The organism is Nocardia sp. NPDC051052 (assembly GCF_044456045.1).
Taxonomy (GTDB): domain Bacteria; phylum Actinomycetota; class Actinomycetes; order Mycobacteriales; family Mycobacteriaceae; genus Nocardia.
Genome location: NZ_JBITFL010000012.1, coordinates 150,413 through 168,269, shown reverse-complemented (window position 1 = coordinate 168,269; position 17,857 = coordinate 150,413). Strand labels below are relative to the sequence as shown.

At 66.8% G+C, this 17,857-nt stretch carries 20 protein-coding genes and 1 pseudogene; 10 read left to right on the top strand and 11 right to left on the bottom strand.

Going from position 1 to position 17,857, the window contains the following annotated elements; genetic code table 11:
- The first annotated feature begins 270 nt into the window (after positions 1-270).
- Genes ACIBCN_RS34465 through ACIBCN_RS34455 form a run of 3 tightly spaced genes read left to right on the top strand, consistent with a single transcriptional unit; the run spans position 271 to position 2,258 of the window.
- A complete protein-coding gene (locus ACIBCN_RS34465; protein ID WP_396995885.1) occupies positions 271-762 on the top strand; it encodes an HIT family protein in 492 nt (163 codons plus the stop codon).
- On the top strand, positions 759-1,598 hold the full coding sequence (locus ACIBCN_RS34460) for a maleylpyruvate isomerase family mycothiol-dependent enzyme (RefSeq protein ID WP_396995883.1): 840 nt from the start codon (positions 759-761) through the stop codon (positions 1,596-1,598). The genes ACIBCN_RS34465 and ACIBCN_RS34460 overlap by 4 nt, the downstream gene beginning before the upstream one ends.
- 6 nt (positions 1,599-1,604) lie before the next feature.
- Positions 1,605-2,258 (top strand): Type 1 glutamine amidotransferase-like domain-containing protein, encoded by a 654-nt coding sequence (locus tag ACIBCN_RS34455; protein WP_396995882.1) that lies wholly within the window; start codon positions 1,605-1,607, stop codon positions 2,256-2,258.
- Here ACIBCN_RS34455 and ACIBCN_RS34450 read toward each other — a convergent pair.
- Both ACIBCN_RS34450 and ACIBCN_RS34445 read right to left on the bottom strand, forming a co-directional pair.
- On the bottom strand, positions 2,239-3,033 hold the full coding sequence (locus ACIBCN_RS34450; protein WP_396995880.1) for a MerR family transcriptional regulator: 795 nt from the start codon (positions 3,031-3,033) through the stop codon (positions 2,239-2,241). The two genes, ACIBCN_RS34455 and ACIBCN_RS34450, sit on opposite strands and share 20 nt — an antisense overlap.
- Positions 3,034-3,051: 18 nt before the next feature.
- On the bottom strand, positions 3,052-3,555 hold the full coding sequence (locus ACIBCN_RS34445; RefSeq protein ID WP_396995878.1) for a GtrA family protein: 504 nt from the start codon (positions 3,553-3,555) through the stop codon (positions 3,052-3,054).
- 194 nt (positions 3,556-3,749) lie between these two features.
- Here ACIBCN_RS34445 and ACIBCN_RS34440 point away from each other — a divergent pair, with 194 nt between their 5' ends.
- Together ACIBCN_RS34440 and ACIBCN_RS34435 are read left to right on the top strand one after the other, a co-directional pair.
- Positions 3,750-5,108, top strand: coding sequence for an FAD-binding oxidoreductase (locus ACIBCN_RS34440; protein ID WP_396995877.1), 1,359 nt, complete (start codon positions 3,750-3,752; stop codon positions 5,106-5,108).
- A gap of 41 nt (positions 5,109-5,149) precedes the next feature.
- Positions 5,150-5,434 carry a GNAT family N-acetyltransferase gene (locus ACIBCN_RS34435; RefSeq protein ID WP_396995876.1) on the top strand — a complete coding sequence of 95 codons (285 nt, stop codon included), beginning with the start codon at positions 5,150-5,152 and terminating at the stop codon, positions 5,432-5,434.
- Positions 5,435-5,526: 92 nt separating this feature from the next.
- On the opposite strand, the gene ACIBCN_RS34430 is transcribed toward ACIBCN_RS34435, so the two are convergent.
- Positions 5,527-6,684, bottom strand: a complete 1,158-nt coding sequence (locus ACIBCN_RS34430; protein ID WP_396995874.1) for an acyl-CoA dehydrogenase — start codon at positions 6,682-6,684, stop codon at positions 5,527-5,529.
- Positions 6,685-6,815: 131 nt separating this feature from the next.
- Positions 6,816-7,502: a TetR family transcriptional regulator gene (locus ACIBCN_RS34425; RefSeq protein ID WP_396995873.1), complete on the bottom strand. Its 687-nt coding sequence runs from the start codon at positions 7,500-7,502 to the stop codon at positions 6,816-6,818.
- 95 nt (positions 7,503-7,597) lie between these two features.
- Here ACIBCN_RS34425 and ACIBCN_RS34420 point away from each other — a divergent pair, with 95 nt between their 5' ends.
- On the top strand, positions 7,598-8,056 hold the full coding sequence (locus ACIBCN_RS34420; RefSeq protein ID WP_396995872.1) for a helix-turn-helix domain-containing protein: 459 nt from the start codon (positions 7,598-7,600) through the stop codon (positions 8,054-8,056).
- 2 nt (positions 8,057-8,058) lie between these two features.
- Positions 8,059-8,625, top strand: coding sequence for a PIN domain-containing protein (locus ACIBCN_RS34415; RefSeq protein ID WP_396995870.1), 567 nt, complete (start codon positions 8,059-8,061; stop codon positions 8,623-8,625).
- Here ACIBCN_RS34415 and purE read toward each other — a convergent pair whose 3' ends face one another.
- Together purE and ACIBCN_RS34405 are read right to left on the bottom strand one after the other, a co-directional pair.
- The gene (gene purE / locus ACIBCN_RS34410) at positions 8,626-9,141 is read right to left on the bottom strand and encodes a 5-(carboxyamino)imidazole ribonucleotide mutase (protein ID WP_396995869.1); all 516 of its coding nucleotides are present in this window, start codon (positions 9,139-9,141) and stop codon (positions 8,626-8,628) included. It lies immediately after the preceding gene.
- Positions 9,134-10,306, bottom strand: coding sequence for a 5-(carboxyamino)imidazole ribonucleotide synthase (locus ACIBCN_RS34405; protein WP_396995868.1), 1,173 nt, complete (start codon positions 10,304-10,306; stop codon positions 9,134-9,136). Before ACIBCN_RS34405 ends, purE begins: the two co-directional genes overlap by 8 nt.
- Positions 10,307-10,466: 160 nt before the next feature.
- On the opposite strand from ACIBCN_RS34405, the pseudogene ACIBCN_RS34400 reads away from it, so the two are divergent.
- Positions 10,467-10,991, top strand: a pseudogene (locus ACIBCN_RS34400) (GtrA family protein); the annotation flags it as partial.
- 33 nt (positions 10,992-11,024) lie between these two features.
- Here ACIBCN_RS34400 and ACIBCN_RS34395 read toward each other — a convergent pair.
- The 3 genes from ACIBCN_RS34395 to ACIBCN_RS34385 form a co-directional block, all read right to left on the bottom strand.
- Positions 11,025-12,332, bottom strand: coding sequence for a sensor histidine kinase (locus tag ACIBCN_RS34395; RefSeq protein ID WP_396995867.1), 1,308 nt, complete (start codon positions 12,330-12,332; stop codon positions 11,025-11,027).
- Positions 12,333-12,404: 72 nt separating this feature from the next.
- Positions 12,405-13,082: a response regulator transcription factor gene (locus ACIBCN_RS34390; protein WP_378717306.1), complete on the bottom strand. Its 678-nt coding sequence runs from the start codon at positions 13,080-13,082 to the stop codon at positions 12,405-12,407.
- A 61-nt stretch (positions 13,083-13,143) separates the two neighbouring features.
- The gene (locus tag ACIBCN_RS34385) at positions 13,144-13,689 is read right to left on the bottom strand and encodes a PH domain-containing protein (protein ID WP_396995866.1); all 546 of its coding nucleotides are present in this window, start codon (positions 13,687-13,689) and stop codon (positions 13,144-13,146) included.
- 204 nt (positions 13,690-13,893) lie between these two features.
- Between ACIBCN_RS34385 and ACIBCN_RS34380 the strand changes: the two genes are divergently transcribed.
- On the top strand, positions 13,894-14,847 hold the full coding sequence (locus ACIBCN_RS34380; protein WP_396995865.1) for an acyl-ACP desaturase: 954 nt from the start codon (positions 13,894-13,896) through the stop codon (positions 14,845-14,847).
- 92 nt (positions 14,848-14,939) lie between these two features.
- Here the strand turns inward: ACIBCN_RS34380 and ACIBCN_RS34375 are convergent, their stop codons facing one another.
- Together ACIBCN_RS34375 and ACIBCN_RS34370 are read right to left on the bottom strand one after the other, a co-directional pair.
- Positions 14,940-15,740, bottom strand: a complete 801-nt coding sequence (locus ACIBCN_RS34375) for a biotin--[acetyl-CoA-carboxylase] ligase (protein ID WP_396995864.1) — start codon at positions 15,738-15,740, stop codon at positions 14,940-14,942.
- 51 nt (positions 15,741-15,791) lie between these two features.
- Positions 15,792-15,977 (bottom strand): hypothetical protein, encoded by a 186-nt coding sequence (locus ACIBCN_RS34370; RefSeq protein ID WP_396995863.1) that lies wholly within the window; start codon positions 15,975-15,977, stop codon positions 15,792-15,794.
- 207 nt (positions 15,978-16,184) lie between these two features.
- On the opposite strand from ACIBCN_RS34370, the gene ACIBCN_RS34365 reads away from it, so the two are divergent.
- Complete coding sequence (locus ACIBCN_RS34365; protein WP_396995862.1) at positions 16,185-17,825, top strand: acyl-CoA carboxylase subunit beta; 1,641 nt, start codon at positions 16,185-16,187, stop codon at positions 17,823-17,825.
- Positions 17,826-17,857 lie beyond the last annotated feature (32 nt).

Here is a 17,857-nt window from a genome sequence, read left to right as displayed (position 1 = left end):
TCATGCCTGATTCCGCCGGTTTGCCGGATTCGGCAGGTCGTCGCGAACATCGTGGTCACCTCTCGCGCTGTCGGCCGTTCGGATGAGCGCCGGTACTGATGTTTGTCGCTGCCGGTGACCGCGACAAGAGCGAACCAGCAGGTCCCTTGCTTACCTCTAGGTTCGTCAGCAGGTCAGGGCGTGGTCGCGGGCGCGAATAGTGACGTGCGTCATGGGCGTTTCGCGCGCGGGGCTGTTCCGCGCCGCTCGTACACCGTAAGGTCCTGCGGTGTGACCGACTGCGTCTTCTGCCGCATCGTGGCCGGCGAGGCCCCGGCAACAAAGGTGTACGAGGACGACACCCTCTGCGCCTTCCTCGATATCCGCCCGATTGCCCGCGGCCACATGCTGGTGGTGCCGAAACAGCACGCCACCGAGCTCGAGGATCTCGACGCCGAGCTGGGCGCGTACGTGTTCCGCGCCGGGCACCGGCTCGCGCTGGCCGTCCGGCGAAGCACCCTGGCCGCCGACGGCGCCAACCTGCTGCTCAACGACGGTACGGCCGCCTTTCAAACGGTCCCGCACGTCCATTTGCACGTGATCCCGCGCCGGCACGGCGACAAGTTCCGGTTCGCGGCCGGGGTGGTGCTGCGCCGCCCGCACGACGCACAGTCCACCGCGGCCGCCATCCAGGGCGGCATCGCCGCGCTGGAGCGCGACGAAAAGCCGGGCCTCGGTGCAAAATTGGGCATGGAAGACCCGGACAAAGGAGCGCAGGAATGACCGACCCGACACTGGACCGCACCGAGCTGACGGCCCGGCTGTCCGAACAGTGGGACGCGATCGCCGCGCTGGTCGCCGACATCGACGAAAACCAGTGGCGGGCAACGACCGCGCTGCCCGGCTGGACCGTGTTCGATGTGGTCGCGCATGTCGTGGGGAGCGAATCGTGGCTGCTCGGCGAGCGCCCGCCGCCGCACGACCCGCTCACCGCGAAGACCGATGTGAGCACGCTGCCGCATGTCCGCAACGAGACCGCGGTGTTCAACGAGATCTGGGTGGATAGGTTGCGGCCGATGTCCGGCGTCCGGCTGCTAGAAGTGTTCCGCGAGACCGTCGAGCGCAGGCGGAAAGCTTTGGCCGCCATGGGCGATGAGGAATGGCAGGCGCAAACCCAGTCCCCGATCGGGCCGGTCAGCTACGGCCGGTTCATGCGGGTGCGACTGTTCGACTGCTGGATGCACGAACTCGACCTCGCCGACGCGCTCGACGTTCAGGTCGAGGAGGGTGGGCCCCGTGGCGAGCTGGGGTTCGCCGAGTTCCTGGGCAGCGTGCCGCGGGTAGTGGTGAAAAAGGGTGGGGCGCCGGAGGGTTCGCGGATTACCTTGGCCCTGACCGGGTCGCTGGCCAGGACACTGCACATCCAGGTGGCGGAACGCGCAGGCTATGTGGACTCGTTCGACGAGCCCGCCACCGTCGAAATCCAGTTGCCGTCGGAGCTTTTCGTTCGGCTCGGCGGCGGACGCACCACCGCGGACGAGCACCCGGATGCGATCGTCATCACCGGTGACGAGGAGCTCGGGCAGCGGTTGGTCCGCAACCTGGCCTTCACCTTCTGAGATCCGGTGCGACTCTTCCTGTCCAGCTACCGATTCGGGGCGCACTACGATCGGCTCGCGGCGTTGACCGGCGAGCCGGGCCGAGTCGCGTTGATTCCCAATGCTTGTGACGCGTGGCCCGAGGCGTGGCAGGCGGCGATCACCAGCGACATGGTGCCGCTGCGCAAGCTGGGCTACGCGCCCGAAACGGTGGACCTACGCGATTTCGTCGACGGCTCAGCGGAATTGGAGCGCACACTGGCTTCGTTCCCGCTGCTGTGGGTGCGCGGCGGCAACACCTTCGTGCTGCGCGCCCAATTCGCCCGCAGTGGAGCCGATGTCGTGCTCCCCAAGCTCCTCGCCGCCGATGCCCTGGTGTACGCGGGCTACAGCGCGGGCGCCTGCGTGCTGACCCCCGACCTGCACGGGATCGAGTCGGTGGACGATCCCGCCGAGGTCGCGCCCACGTGCGGTATCGAACCCCGCTGGGACGGACTGGGTTTGGTCGATCGCCGGATCGTGCCCCACGTCGACTCCCCCACCGACCCGACCGGCGAATGCGGCGAGCTCGCCGAGTCCTATCGCGCGGCAGGCATCGCACACTGGGCACTCACCGACGACGACGCGATCGTCGTCGACGGCGACCGGACCGAGGTACTGATCAGTCGAGCGGCGTCATGAACGACCACAGCCGCTGCTCGAGGTCACGCGCGCTGTAGTCGCGATATCCGTAGAACTGGTCGGTGGGCTCGTACAGAATCTCGGCGCCCGCCGCCCGCGCGTGCCGGAAGTGCGCGTCCACGTCCTCGACGACGATCGACATCCCCTCGGTACAGGCGCCGAGGGTGATCGGCGACTGCAGCTTGAACTGCTCGGAGACCGCGTGCAACCAGATCACGCCGTCCCCGGCGGTGATCTCCGCGTGGTGCACGGTGCCGTCCTCGCCCCTGCTGATCCGGCCGGGTTCCATGCCGAACACGGTGGTCAGATACTCGTGGGCGGCGGCGATATCGCGGTAGACGAGCGTCGGGATGCGACGCTGAATCTTGGTGTCGAGCATGGCCATGTCCTCCAATGTGTCCAGCAGCTCCCGTGTTTCGAGGCTGCGGCGAGCGGTGACGGTGGCGGCCATCGTGATGAGTCGCTGACGCAGCCGGTGACCGACGGCCAGCCTGCGATCGAGTTCGGCCGCGTGCCGGAGCATCACGCCGGACAGATCCCAAGCGGGCTCGTCGAGGGCCGCCGCCACCTCGTCCAACCGCAGGCCGAGATTGCGCAGCAGGCCGATCCGGTACAGCCGCTGTACGTCAGCGTTCGAATACAACCGGTGCCCGGCGCCGCTGCGGCCCGAGGGCGAGAGCAGGCCGATCTCGTCGTAGTAGTGCAGGGTGCGCACGGTCAGCCCGGTCGCCGTGGCCAGCTCGCCGACCTTGACGTATCCGTTGGTGTTCGCCACACCTACGACGCTATGACCTCACGTCGCGTGAGGTGCAAGTTCGGGCTTCGGCTCGCGGCGGAACACGACCCAGCGCATCGCGCTGTACATGTAGACGGCCTCACAGGCGCCCGCCAGCAGCCGGGACAGGTGGTATTCGAGACCGAGCGCGGTGAGACCGCTGCCGACGCCGAGGATGAACGCGACGTAGTTGATCGCGACGACCACCCCGTACACCGCGGCCTGTTGGCCGACCGGCGCGTGCGAGTGGAAGTTGAAGGTGCGGTTGAGCACGAAACTGAGCCCGAACGCGCAGATGTAGGCGATGGTGACCGACAGCCAGACGGGCAAGCCCCACCAGCCGTGGAAAATAGTGAGCAGCAGCAGGTCGACGGCGAACGTAAAGCTGTTGATCAGCGCGAAGCCGAGGAAGGTCGGGGCGACAAGCCGATGCAGACCCCACGGCAGCCGCGCGACCACGGCCTCGCACCATCGGGTGAACCGGTCGGCGACCGTGTCGGTGGTTTTCGCCAGCTCGTGCACGCGGCCAGCCTGCCAGCGGCAGGTGTCCGCAAAGTGAACCGCGCCGCCGCTGTGGTGCCGGGAGAACTCGATGCCCTGAACAGCAAGCCCCTCTCGGCGTTCTTATCTCGAACCGGCCCGAACACCACTGGGGCGGGTGACATCAGATTCGGTGGCTTGCGTGGCCTGGCCGCCCGGGCGGCTAGCGTGGGGTTGTGGAGCTGCATGACCTGATCGATGGACTACCCGATGGCGCCGTAGTCACCGACCCCGACCTGCTCGCGAGCTACCGGCAGGACTGGGCGCGGGATCCAGACGCGGGCACGCCAGTCGCCGTGGTGCGCGCGACCAGCACCGACGATGTCGCGGCGACCCTGCGCTGGGCGCACGAGCGGCGGATCGCGGTGGTGCCGCGCGGCGCCGGCTCCGGTCTTTCCGGCGGTGCCACCGCGGTGGACGGCGGCCTCGTGCTGAGCACCGAGCGGATGCGGGCGATCGCGATCGACCCGGTCACCAGGACCGCTGTGGTGCAGCCCGGCCTGCTGAACGCCGAGGTGAAACGTGCGGTCGCCGAGCATGGGCTTTGGTATCCGCCCGACCCGTCGTCGTTCGAGATCTGCTCGATCGGCGGGAACGCGGCCACCAACGCGGGCGGGCTGTGCTGCGTGAAGTACGGCGTGACAACCGATTACGTGCTCGGCATGGAGGTGGTGCTCGCCGACGGGACGGTGCTGCGGCTCGGCGGACCACGGCTCAAGGATTCGGCGGGGCTGTCGCTGACCAAGCTTTTCGTCGGCAGCGAGGGCACGCTCGGCATCATCACCGAGCTGACGCTGCGCCTGCTACCCGCGCAACCGCCGCAGAGCACGGTCGTCGCGACCTTCGCGACACTGTCTGCCGCCGTCGACGCGATTCTCGCGATCACCGGCGAATTGCGGCCCTCCATGCTGGAATTCATGGATTCGGTGTCGATCAACGCGGTCGAGGACGAGCTGCGGATGGGGCTGGATCGCAAAGCCGCCGCATTGCTGGTCGCCCGTTCGGACGCGCCGGGCGAATTTGCCAGGCGCGAAGCCGAAATCATGGTCGCCGCGTGTGAAAAAGCCGGCGCGGCAGAGGTTTTCCACACCGAGGATCCGGAGGAGGGCGAAGCCTTCACCGCGGCACGCCGTTTCGCCATTCCCGCGGTGGAAAAGCTGGGCACGCTGCTGCTCGAAGACGTCGGCGTGCCACTGCCGCGACTAGGTGACCTGGTGCGTGGCGTCGCCGAGATCGCGGAACGCAACGACGTGATGGTTTCGGTGATCGCGCACGCCGGAGACGGCAACACCCACCCGCTGATCGTGCACGACCCGGACGACGCCGCGATGACCGAGCGCGCGCACCGCGCCTTCGGCGAGATCATGGACCTGGCGATCGCGCTCGGTGGCACCATCACCGGCGAGCACGGCGTGGGGCGGCTGAAGAAGGCGTGGCTGCCGGATCAGCTCGGCGCCGATGTGATGGCATTGACCCACCGCATCAAGGACGCCCTCGACCCGCACGGCATCCTCAATCCAGGCGCGATTCTTTAGCCCACGGAACATTCCCGACCGTGAAGGAGTTTCACCAGATCATGACCACCAGGCTCGAGCACAACGTCGCCGACACTCGTTTCGAGATCTACCTCGACGACACCCTCGCGGGCTACGCCGACTACGCCCAGCGCGACAACCCGAAAATCCGCGACTTCCATCACACCATGACCTTCCCGGAATTCCGCGGCCGTGGCGTCGCGGCCGAGGTCGTCGAATACGCGCTGAAGGACTCACGCGACAACGGCTATACCGTCATCCCAACCTGCTGGTACGTCGAGAAGTACATCGGCGAACACCGCGAGTACGCCGACCTGGTCGGCTGAGCGCATACGGTGCGTGCCGGCCTTGAACGTCATGCCCTCGAATAGCAAGGCCCCGAACGCGGTTCGCGTTCGGGGCCCTCGCTGTCAAGACGTCAGCGCAACAGCGCGCGCGACATGACGAGCCGCTGGATCTGGTTGGTGCCCTCGTAGATCTGGGTAATCTTCGCGTCGCGCATCATCCGCTCCACCGGGAAGTCGGTGGTGTAGCCGGCGCCACCGAACAGCTGAACGGCGTTGGTGGTCACCTCCATCGCGACATCGGAGGCGAAACACTTCGCGGCAGCGGAGATGAAGCCGAGGTTCTTCTCGCCGCGCTCGGCGCGGGCGGCCGAGGTGTAGACCATGAGGCGGGCGGCCTCGATCTTCATCGCCATGTCGGCGATCATGAACTGGGTGTTCTGGAAGTCGGCGATGGCCTTGCCGAACTGCTTGCGGTCCTTGGTGTAGGCGATGGCCGCGTCCAGCGCGCCCTGCGCGAGGCCGACGGCCTGCGCGCCGATGGTCGGGCGGGTGTGGTCGAGGGTCTGCAGCGCGGTCTTGAAGCCGGTGCCCGGCTCGCCGACGATGCGGTCACCCGGCACCCGGCAGTTCTCGAAATACAGTTCCGCGGTGGGCGATCCCTTGATGCCGAGCTTGTGCTCGAGCGGGCCGACCACGAAACCCTCGTCGTCCTTGTGCACCAGGAACGCCGAAATACCGTTGGCGCCCTTGTCCGCATCGGTCACCGCCATCACGGTGTACCAGGAAGACTTGCCGCCGTTGGTGATCCAGCACTTGGAGCCGTTGAGGATCCAGTCGTCGCCCTCCTGCTTCGCGCGGGTGCGCATGCTGGCGGCGTCGGAACCGGCCTCGCGCTCGGACAGCGCGTAGGAGGCCATCTCGCCGTTGACGATGTCGGCGAGCACCTGCTGCTTGAGGTCCTCGGAGCCGTTGAGGATCAGGCCCATGGTGCCGAGCTTGTTGACCGCGGGGATGAGCGAGGAGGAACCGCAGACGCGGGCGACCTCTTCGATCACGATGCAGGTGGCCACCGAGTCGGCGCCCTGACCGCCGTAAGCCTCCGGCACGTGCACCGCGTTGAAGCCCGCGGCGTTGAGCGCGGTGAGCGCCTCCTCCGGGAAGCGCGCGTTGCCGTCGACGTCCTTCGCGTGCGGAGCGATCTCCTTCTCCGCAAGACCGCGGATGGCCGCACGCAGTTCGTCGTGGAAGTCCTCGAGCTTGAACAGGTCGAAATCGGGGTTTCCCGCCATGGGGCTCACTCCTGGTCGTCGGTACATGTCGGCACTCAGTGCCACATTGTCATCCAGTGTACGCCCAGGAACGGCCGCAACGTGCGGATTCTTCCTGGCACCCAGTGTCAGATTGGTCGCACTGACCTAGCTCAAAGACTACCGAGTTTGCGTGCCACCAGATCGGCGACCTGCCGGGGTGGGGTGTCGCGCGGGAACACCGCGACCACCAGCTCATCGGCACCCGCGCGTCGTCCCGGGCCGCGCGGAATCGCGGCGAGTTCGACGCGCAGATCCGCCGCACCCGCGTCCGACTCACCGCGCACCATGCGGCGCAGCAGATAGTTGTGCGTCGCGGTCACCGCGGCGGTGTACTGCACCCGGGCCAGATCCGGCACCTCCGGCAGCCGATCCCGCAGATAATCGGTGAACAGCCGCTCATACCGGAACACCGTCACGATCTCGCGCTCGCGCAGCGCGGGCACCCGCCGCACCACGTGATATCGCCGCTCCGCGATCTCCCGCCACTGGGTGAACCGCTCGAACACCTGAACAACGGCCTCGCACACCGTGTCCCACGGATCGCCCCGCGACGCCCCGAGAAACTCCGCCGCCTGCGCCAACTGCGACTCGTGATCGGCGAAGATCACATCCTCTTTAGACCGAAACTGCCGGAAGAACGTCCGCCGCGAAATCCCCGCCGCCTCCGCGATCTCCTCAACAGTCGTCGCCTCATACCCCTTCTCGGCAAACAACCGCAACGCCTGATCAACAACAGTCAGCCGAAACCGAGTGTTGTCCTCCCCACCCCGAACCCGCCCATCCCCAGTAGTCACCACCCCACCGTAGCGAGCCCAACCCCCTGACCAACCCAACGCGGCCCCTTTCGAATATTTCGTTTGTTTCGTATACTGCGAATGAGGAGGTGGTTGTCATGGTGAACATGCAGGCCGCAAAGCGCACTGCACCTGGGGAGATCGATGCCGACGTAGCCGCCCGCGCAATGCGGAGGATCAAGGACTACCTCATGCAGCACCCCACCGAACAGAACATCCGGGTTACCCAGGAGCACTCCGGTGAGGATGCCTTGGTCCTGCCCCGACAGGCTGTCAGCCTCCTGGCGTTCATCCTGGCCCAGGCCGCCGACGGTCGCGGTGTGTCGGTGGTCCCCTCGCACGCGGAGTTCACCACGCAGCAAGCGGCAGATATGTTGAACGTCTCCCGACCCTATGTGGTCACGCTGCTGGAAGCCGGCGAGATTCCATTCCGTCTTGTCGGCAGGCATCGTCGGATCCGGTATGAGGACCTCAAGGCGTACCAGCAGCAGAATGAGGCAAAGAGCAAGGCTGCGGCAGATGAGCTGGCCACCCTCGGTCAAGACCTCGGCATCTGAACATGGTCTTCGTCGTGGTGTACGACGCCAACGTCCTCTACGGAAATGCTTTGCGAGACCTGCTCATTCGACTCGCCAGGTCTGGCGTGATCCAAGCCGAGTGGACCGACAAGATCCTCGACGAGGCCCTGACAAACCTGGCGGCCAAACGGCCGGACATCCCGACCGAGAAACTCACCCGGCTGCGCAGACTTATGAACGATGCGGTCCCGGACTGCCGGGTCGACGGCTACGAGCCACTGATCGATGGCCTGAAGCTGCCCGACCCGGATGATCGGCACGTCCTCGCGGCGGCGATCAAAGTCGGCGCACAGGTCATCGTCACTTCCAATCTCGCGGACTTCCCACTAGATGTGTTGGCCTCCTGGAACATCGAGGCAAAGAGTCCAGACGACTTTCTGCTCGACCAGATCGACCTCGATGATCGCGTGGTTTGGGCCTGCATCCAGCAGATTGCGGATTCGCACACCAATCCGCCGGAGACTATCGAGGACGTGCTCGATGCCCTCGATAGTGCGGGCCTCGTGGAATCCGTTGCGGCGCTGCGGGTAGGCAGTCGCAACCGCTGATCAGCCGAGGAGTTTGGTGCGGAGGGCTTGGTCTTTTTCGAGGACCATCTTTTCCAGGCCCGCTTGGAACTGTTGCATGCGGGTGCGCAGGGGTGCGTCGTGGGCGGCGAGGATGCGGACGGCCAGGAGGCCGGCGTTGCGGGCGCCGCCGATGGAGACCGTGGCTACGGGGACGCCTGCGGGCATTTGGACTATGGAGAGCAGCGAGTCCATGCCGTCGAGGTATTTGAGGGGGACGGGGACGCCGATGACGGGGAGGGGGGTCGCGGAGGCGACCATGCCGGGGAGGTGGGCGGCGCCGCCCGCGCCGGCGATGATGACCTGCAGGCCGCGATCGGCGGCTTCGCGGGCGTAGTCGAGCATGCGCTGGGGGGTGCGGTGTGCCGAGACGACGCCGACCTCGAAGCGAATGCCGAACTCCGCCAACGCCTCCGCGGCGGCCTCCATGGTTGGCCAGTCGGAGTCGCTGCCCATGATCAGGCCAACCTGCGGGCCGTGCGCGCCTTGCTCACTCATGGGGATCCCATCCATCGGTCCATACCGCGTGCGACATCCACTGTGCCGCGCGCTCAGCTCGTTCCCGCACCACGGCGACCTCGTCACCGAGAATGTTGATGTGCCCGATCTTGCGGTCGGGGCGTTCGCCCTTGCCGTACATGTGCACCTTGGCGTCGGGCATCCGCGCGAAGAGATGATGCAGACGCTCGTCCATCGACATCGCGGGCGCCGCGGCGGCGCCGAGAATGTTGGCCATCACGGTGACCGGGGCCAACGGGCAGGTGTCGCCGAGCGGGTAATCCAGCACCGCGCGCAGATGCTGCTCGAACTGGCCGGTGCGGGCACCGTCCATGCCCCAGTGCCCGGAGTTGTGCGGGCGCATCGCCAGCTCGTTGATCAGCAGCGTGCCGTCGTGGGTTTCGAACAACTCCACGGCCATCGCGCCGACCACACCGAGCTCCTTGGCCAGGTTGAGCGCCAACGTCTCCGCCTCGGCGGCCAGATCGTCGTCGAGATCCGGCGCGGGCGCGATCACCACGGCGCACTGGCCGTTGCGCTGCACGGTCTCCACCACCGGCCAGGTCGCGGCCTGCCCGAACGGCGAACGCGCCACCATCGCCGACAATTCGCGCTTCAGATCCACCTTCGCCTCGGCGAGGAGCTGCGCGCCGTGCGCGAGCTGCTCGGTCACGATCGCCGCGGCCTCATCCGCCGACTCGGGCATCCACACGCCGCGACCGTCGTAACCGCCACGCACCGCTTTGAGCACGATTCGCCAGTCCTGCTCGTCGCCGAAGCGCACCACGTCGGCCACCGAACCCACCGGCGCGAACGCGGGCACCGGCAGGCCGAGCTCGGACAGCTTGACCCGCATGGCCAGCTTGTCCTGCGCGAAGATCAGCGCGCGCGGCGGCGGCTGCACGTTCACGCCCTCGGCGACCAGCGCCTCGAGATGTTCGGTCGGCACGCCCTCGTGGTCGAAGGTCAGCGCGTGCGACCCGATCGCGGCCTTGCGCAGCGCGGTCAGATCCGTGTGGCTGCCGAACACGACCTCGGGGCTGACCTGGGCCGCCGGATCGTCCGGATGCTCGGCGAGCACGCGAAGCCGCTGGCCGAGCGCGATCGCGGCCTGATGCGTCATGCGCGCCAACTGACCACCGCCGATCATGGTGACGGTGGGCATAGCGGAGGGATCAAAGGACCGGCCGGTGCTCACGACCGACAATATTGTCATAACCGGCGGAAATGCCCCCACGCGGGAGCGGCTCACCCGCTTCCCCAGCAAGTCACTGTCACGCGGACGCACCGGGGCACCGGCACCGGGTAGCGGTACACTCGGCCCCGTGTCCTTCGTCGACGACGTGGTGAGCGTCCTTCCCAAACCGCTCGCGGAGATCGCGTACCGGCATCGGGAACTGATCAAGTTCGCCATAGTCGGTGCGACGACCTTCGTGATCGATAGCGGCATCTTCTACGCGCTGAAATGGACCGTGCTTTCCGAGAAGCCGGTCACCGCGAAAATCATCTCCGGTGTCGTCGCGGTCATCGCGTCGTACATCCTGAATCGCGAATGGTCGTTCCGGAATCGCGGCGGCCGCGAACGCCATCACGAGGCCTTGCTGTTCTTCGGGGTCAGCGGCGTCGGCGTGGTCCTCGCCTTCATCCCGCTGTGGATCTCGAGTTACGTCTTCGACCTGCGTCAGCCCGACGTGAGCTTCACCGTCGAGAATGTCGCGGACTTCATCAGCGCCTTCATCATCGGCAACCTGCTGCAGATGGCGTTCCGGTTCTGGGCGATGCGCCGCTGGGTGTTCCCCGACGAAATGAACGAGATCGCCGCCGAATTCGAAGACCTGGTCGAAGAGGAATTCCGCCGCAACTGACATTCCGCCGCAACTGATTCAGCGCGGCTCGGTGACCACCGCGTTCACCGTGCGATACGCGGACGAGCCGAGGAACACCGCGAACAACGCGGGCCTGCGCCGCTGCAATTCGAGCCGCCCGCCATCCGCCTCCACCAGCGCCCTGGCCAACGCCAATCCGACACCGGTCGAGCCGCCCGCGGAGAAACCACGGTCGAAAATGTGCGGGGCCAATTCGTCGCGCACCCCGTCGCCTTCGTCGGCGACCTCCACACACACCAGCGGGTCCCGATCGACCCCGGGCCGCACCGTGCGCACCGACACCGTGCAGGTGCCGCCGCCGTGCATCAACGCGTTGTCGACCAGCACCGAAACCGCTTCGCGCAAACGCGATCCGGTGATGGGCGCCAGCAACGACTCGTCCCCGATCAGCTTCAGCGACCGGCCCTTCTCGGTGAACGGATGCGTCCACTCGGCGACCACCCCGCGCAGTTCCGCCATCACCGGCACCGGATCGAGATCGGCGGCGTCCTCGTCGCGGGAGGCGCGCACCAGCTCGTCGATCGCGTCGGTGAGCCGATCGACCTGCGCCATCGCCTCCTCGGCCTCGTGCACCACCTCTTGATCGGCGTGCGTGGACAACTCGTCCAGCCGTAGCCGCACCGCGGTGAGGCGGCTGCGCAGCTGATGCGAGACGTCCGCGACCAGGGCATGCTCGCGCTGCAGCCGCCCGGCGATCTCCACGGTGGCCGAGTCGAGCACGTCGGAGACCCGATCGAGTTCGGAGATGCCGTGCCTGCGCGGGTCCGGCCGGAAGTCACCCATGGCGAGCCGCGCCGCCCGTGCCGCCACATCGCGCAGCGGATCGGCCACCCGGCGTGCGGTGATCACCGCGACCGAGACCGCCGCGCCGAGCGAGGCCAGCACCGCCAGGGCCACCACCGCGACGGCCTGACGCTGTCTGGCGTGCATCGGCGCCGAGGGCACCTCCAGGCGCAGCGACCCCTTGGTTCCCATCGACAGCGACTCGACCAGGGGGTCGGAAACCTGCATCACGCCGACGTCGAGGCGGGACGCGTTGTCCTGTGGCGCCGGATAGATGATGGTGAGCTTGCCGTCCTGCGGGAGCAGCGGCTCCACCGATCGGGTGTCCAGCGCGCCGAGCACCATGCCGTCGCTCTGTTCCTGGACGATGATCGCCGAGGCGATCCGCTCGAGCTTGCTCTGCAGATCGTCGCGGGTGATGTCCTCGACCCACAGCCATGCCGTGTAGATCAGCGGCAGGCCTAGCACCACCGTGGTGAGCGTCAGCACGGTGAGCATGGACCGCAGGATTCGGCGTCGCACGTCAGTCGATATCTTCGGCGCGTGAGCGGAGGCCCTGCGTGGTCACGCAGGCTGCCGCCGGGCCTGACCCGATCATGCGGTGTTCAGGCGGAACCCGACACCGCGCACGGTGACGATGCGCCGCTCGGCCATCGGGCCCTCGTCGCCGATCTTGCGGCGCAGCCAGGACATGTGCATGTCGAGGGTCTTGGAGCCGCGCAGTTCGGCGTCGCCCCACACCTCACGCAGGATGGTCTCGCGCGGCACCACCTGACCCGCGCGATCGATCAGCACCTTCAGCAACTCGTATTCCTTGTTCGCCAGGCCGATCTCGACGCCGTTCACCAGCACCCGCCGCGCGGCGGGCTCCAGCCGGATGCCGCCGACCTCCACCGTGTCGTCGCCGATCCCGCTGCGCCGCAACAACGCTCGCACCCGGGCCAGCAGCTCGGCGAGGCGGAACGGCTTGCCGACGTAATCGTCGGCGCCCGCGTCCAACCCGACCACGAAGTCGACCTCGTCGGTGCGCGCGGTGAGCATCAGCACGGCCAGGTCGGCGCCGCGGGCGCGGACCTGACGGCACACCTCGAGCCCGTCCATGCCGGGCAGGCCGAGGTCGAGAATGAGGAGATCGTGATGGCCCTCCAGTGCCCGCTCGAGCACGGCGGGACCGAAGCGCTCGACGGTCACCGAGTACCCCTCGCGCCCCAGGGCGCGCGACAACGGCGCGGCAATCGCCTCGTCGTCTTCTGCTAGCAGTACGGCCGTCATACGCCCAGGTTAACGGGCTTACCCGTCACCTGCCCCCTTTGCCTCATGCGTGATGCCTCATTCATCGGTAGTCGCCGTGCTCGCTCCTGTGCTCGCCTCGTCCGTTATCGCCGTTTTCCACGTCGAAGACTTGGTGGTACATCAAGGCGTGCACCTTCTGCACGGCCGGAATATCGTCGAACTCGAGCGGCTCCGACGAGGACGATTCGATGATCAACGTCCCGGTGCCGAGCATCCGATCGAACAGCCCGTGCCGGAACTGCACACTCGAGATGCGGCTCATCGGAATGTCGATGCCGGTGTGCGTGAGCACGCCCTGCCGGACCAGCACCCGTCGGTCGGTGATGATGAAATGCGTCGACTTCCAGCTGAGAACCGGTGCGACACAACGCCACACGACGACGATCAACCACACCGCGAGCACCGCGATCAGCAATGCCGTCCGCGCCGTCCCCTCGGCTTTGCGCGAAGCGAGTCCCCCTGCGAAACCGGCGAGTGCGGTGATCACGATCAACGTCACGATCGGCCAGAACAACATCTTCCAATGCGGATGACGGTGCAGGATCAGCTGCTCTTCCGGCGCAAGCACATCCTCCGGATAACCCATGGCGGGAACACTACCGCGTGAAGATGCCGAAATGCCGGACACCGAACCGCGTCGTGCTGCACAATCGTCTGCCTGCGTGTGCCGAACCCGCGCGTCTTAGAGTTTTCGCTCTCGGCAGGAAAGTTCTCCGATCGATCTGGCTCGAACGCTCTGTCCGCAAACAGCTCTGCTCGAACAAAGCCGAATACGACCGTGGAGGAATGCGTGACCAAAGACCTGACTCAGCTGGAAATCCTGACCGAACTTCAGCCGGTGGCCGAACAGAATCTCAACCGGCACCTCGCACTGGCGAAGGACTGGCACCCGCACGACTACATCCCGTGGGACGAGGGCCGCAACTTCGCCGCGATGGGCGGGCAGGACTGGGCGCCGGAGCAGTCCAAACTGAGTGAGGTGGCCAAAGTCGCCATGATCACCAACCTGCTCACCGAGGACAACCTGCCCTCCTACCACCGCGAACTCGCGGAGAACTTCTCTCAGGACGGCGCCTGGGGCACCTGGGTCGGCCGCTGGACCGCCGAGGAGAACCGGCACGGCATCGCCATTCGTGACTACCTGGTGGTCACCCGCGGCGTGGATCCGGTCGCCCTCGAAGAGGCCAGGATGATCCATATGACCAACGGGGTCGCGTCGCCGGACAACTGGGGCGGATTCATGGAAAGCGTTACCTACGTGACGTTCCAGGAGCTGGCTACCCGCGTCTCGCACCGCAACACCGGCCGGATTTGCGACGACCCGGTCGCCGATCGCATGCTGCAGCGCATCGCCGCCGACGAAAACCTGCACATGATCTTCTACCGCAACCTGTGCGCCGCGGGCCTCGACCTGGCACCCGATCAGGCGATGATGGCGATCACCAAGATCCTGACCCACTTCATCATGCCCGGCGCGGGCATGCCCAACTTCCGCCGCAACGGCGTGCTGATGGCCAAGCACGGCATCTACGACCTGCGCCAGCACCTGGAGGATGTGGTGGCGCCGGTGCTCAAGCAGTGGAACATCTTCGAGCGCAACGACTTCGGGCCGCGCGGTGAGCAGGCGCGGGAGGAGCTCGGGGTGTTCGTCGAGAAGCTGGAGCAGGACGTGCTCAAGTTCGAGGAGCAGCGCGACCGGATGTTCGCCAGGGAAGCCGCGAAGGGCGCGCTGCAACCCGCGTAGGCGCGAACAGCCGCACAAGTTCTGATTTGCCGCAACCGGATTCGCAGGCAATTACCGGTGCGGGGGTCAGCAGCTGTGCGGCTGTTTCGTTTTCAGTATTGGGCGCGCAGGTGGGTGACGTCGCCGGCGGAGACCGGCTGGTCGCCGATCAGCAGGCGGCCCGCGTCGTCGATGTCGGTGGCGACGCCGGTAAGCGTTCGGCCGCCTGGCAATTCGGCGCGCACCTGCACGCCCAACGTCGCGCACCGCGCGCGGTAGGCGACGGCGAGGTCGGCGGTCTGCCAGCCCGCGTCCCGCCACGCCGTGAAACGACGGGCGAATTCGGTCAGCATCGACTGCACGAGCAGCGTCCGGTCGGTGTTCTCGGCACCCGCGATGGTGAGCGAAATGGCATGCGGCACCGGCAGTTCCGCCTCGGTGAGGCTGACGTTGAGCCCCATGCCGATGACCACCGCCGGTGCGTCGTTGCTTGACGCGACCTCGGCCAGGATGCCCGCGACTTTGCGGCCATCGATCAGCACATCGTTGGGCCACTTGAGGTTCGCGTCCACACCGGCCGTCGCGCGCAGTGCGTCCACCACGGCGATGCCGGTGAGCAGCGGCAGCCAGCCGAGTACCGCGGGCTCGATCCCGTCCAGCCGCACCAACAGCGACAGGGAGATCTGTGCCCGCGGCGGGCTGACCCAGGTGCGTGCGTGTCTCCCGCGCCCTTGCTCCTGCGCCTCTGCGAGGAGTACCGCGCGATCGGCGTCCGGTTCGCCTGCGCGCGCGATCAGGTCCGCGTTGGTGGACCCGGTCGACTCCACCACCTCGATGTGGCGGAAAAACGACAGCTCGGGCTGTTCGATGAGACTGCGTCGCAACTGCTCTGCATCCAAAGGAGACCTGGTCACACGGGCAGGCTACTTGGTGCGCGGTGGCCTGACCGACGAGGTCGACATCGACTATCCGACGAGGATGTACCCGTCACTCGGTGCGCGTGCCGCACCGTCGGCCCCCTCGGCATGCCCGTGGGTGACCTCGGGCTTGCCTTCCGGATCGAGGATCGTCGGTTCGCTCTCGTAGTTGTGACAGCTCGTCCACGACGCCGCGGCCGCGTATTCCGCGACGGTCTTGCTCCATTCCCACATAACTGGGCTCCTCCCCCTGAGCACGAAAACTGGACTCCTCCAGGCTAACTGGGCCCCCAGGTGGCGCGATAGCGGTTTACTACCGGCGCAAACGCGCCAAACGACCCGAAAATTCACCAAAACAACACGATCTAGCTGCGCTTTTTACCCACCGGTAGCCCCTACTGGGTTAGTGGGAAACACTGTCACTCGTTACACTCCGGAGCCATGACGAGTGTCCAGCAGCAGTCCGCGCAAGATCCAGCGGGCGCCCCCGACATCCACACCACCGCCGGGAAGCTGGCTGACCTGCGGAATCGGCTGGATGAGGCGCAGCACCCGATGGGTGAGGCCGCGGTCGACAAGGTGCACGCCAAGGGCAAGATGACCGCCCGCGAGCGCATCCTCGCCCTGCTGGACGAGGGTTCCTTCGTCGAGCTCGACGCGTTGGCGCGGCACCGCAGCGTGAACTTCGGCCTTGCCGAGAACCGGCCGCTCGGCGACGGCGTGGTGACCGGCTACGGCACCATCGACGGCCGCGACGTCTGCATCTTCAGCCAGGACGTCACCGTGTTCGGCGGCAGCCTCGGCGAGGTCTACGGCGAGAAGATCGTCAAGGTGATGGACCTGGCGCTCAAGACCGGCCGTCCGCTGGTCGGCATCAACGAGGGCGCGGGCGCGCGCATCCAGGAGGGTGTCGTCTCGCTCGGCCTCTACGGCGAGATCTTCCACCGCAACATCCAGGCCTCCGGCGTGATCCCGCAGATCTCGCTGATCATGGGCGCGGCCGCGGGCGGGCACGTGTACTCCCCCGCGCTCACCGACTTCGTGGTGATGGTCGACGGGACCAGCCAGATGTTCGTCACCGGGCCCGACGTCATCAAGACGGTCACCGGCGAGGACGTCACCATGGAGGACCTGGGTGGCGCGCACACGCACATGGTGAAATCCGGTGTCGCGCACTACGTTGCCTCCGGCGAGCAGGACGCGCTCGACTACGTCAAGGACCTGCTGTCCTACCTGCCGAGCAACAACCGCGCCGAGGCGCCGCGCTTCCCGGCCACCGACCCGATCGACGGCGCCATCGAGGACTCGCTCACCGACGAGGACCGCGAGCTGGACTCGATCATCCCGGACTCGCCGAACCAGCCCTACGACATGCACGAGGTGATCCGCCGGCTGCTCGACGACGACGAGTTCCTCGAGGTGCAGGCCGAGCGCGCGATGAACATCATCGTCGGCTTCGGCCGGATCGACGGCCGCAGCGTCGGCATCGTGGCCAACCAGCCCACCCAGTTCGCCGGCTGCCTCGACATCGACGCCTCGGAGAAGGCCGCGCGGTTCGTGCGCACCTGCGACGCGTTCAACGTCCCGATCCTCACCCTGGTCGACGTGCCGGGCTTCCTGCCGGGCACCGGCCAGGAGTACAACGGCATCATCCGGCGTGGCGCGAAGCTGCTCTACGCCTACGGCGAGGCCACTGTGGGAAAGATCACGGTGATCACCCGCAAGGCCTACGGCGGCGCGTACGACGTGATGGGTTCCAAGCACATGGGTGCCGACGTGAACCTGGCCTGGCCGACCGCGCAGATCGCCGTGATGGGTGCCTCCGGCGCCGTCGGGTTCGTCTACCGCAAGCAGCTTGCCGATGCCGCGAAGGGCGGCGACGACGTCGATGCGCTGCGGCTTCAGCTGCAGAACGAGTACGAGGACACCCTGGTGAACCCCTACATCGCCGCCGAACGCGGCTATGTGGACGCGGTCATCCCGCCCTCGCACACCCGCGGCCAGATCGTTTCGGCGTTGCGGCTGCTCGAGCGCAAGATGGTAGCGCTGCCGCCGAAGAAGCACGGCAACATCCCGCTGTGATTCCGGCCGCAACACCCGGTGGCGATCCAGCG

What these genes read in the sequence shown, in the direction of transcription:
- ACIBCN_RS34460 (WP_396995883.1), top strand. Translation starts at nt 759, where the DNA reads ATGACCGACCCGACACTGGACCGCACCGAGCTGACGGCCCGGCTGTCC.
- ACIBCN_RS34435 (WP_396995876.1), top strand. Translation starts at nt 5,150, where the DNA reads ATGACCACCAGGCTCGAGCACAACGTCGCCGACACTCGTTTCGAGATC.
- ACIBCN_RS34430 (WP_396995874.1), bottom strand. Translation starts at nt 6,684, where the DNA reads ATGGCGGGAAACCCCGATTTCGACCTGTTCAAGCTCGAGGACTTCCAC.
- ACIBCN_RS34420 (WP_396995872.1), top strand. Translation starts at nt 7,598, where the DNA reads ATGGTGAACATGCAGGCCGCAAAGCGCACTGCACCTGGGGAGATCGAT.
- ACIBCN_RS34415 (WP_396995870.1), top strand. Translation starts at nt 8,059, where the DNA reads ATGGTCTTCGTCGTGGTGTACGACGCCAACGTCCTCTACGGAAATGCT.
- purE (WP_396995869.1), bottom strand. Translation starts at nt 9,141, where the DNA reads ATGAGTGAGCAAGGCGCGCACGGCCCGCAGGTTGGCCTGATCATGGGC.
- ACIBCN_RS34405 (WP_396995868.1), bottom strand. Translation starts at nt 10,306, where the DNA reads ATGCCCACCGTCACCATGATCGGCGGTGGTCAGTTGGCGCGCATGACG.
- ACIBCN_RS34390 (WP_378717306.1), bottom strand. Translation starts at nt 13,082, where the DNA reads ATGACGGCCGTACTGCTAGCAGAAGACGACGAGGCGATTGCCGCGCCG.
- ACIBCN_RS34385 (WP_396995866.1), bottom strand. Translation starts at nt 13,689, where the DNA reads ATGGGTTATCCGGAGGATGTGCTTGCGCCGGAAGAGCAGCTGATCCTG.
- ACIBCN_RS34370 (WP_396995863.1), bottom strand. Translation starts at nt 15,977, where the DNA reads ATGTGGGAATGGAGCAAGACCGTCGCGGAATACGCGGCCGCGGCGTCG.
- ACIBCN_RS34365 (WP_396995862.1), top strand. Translation starts at nt 16,185, where the DNA reads ATGACGAGTGTCCAGCAGCAGTCCGCGCAAGATCCAGCGGGCGCCCCC.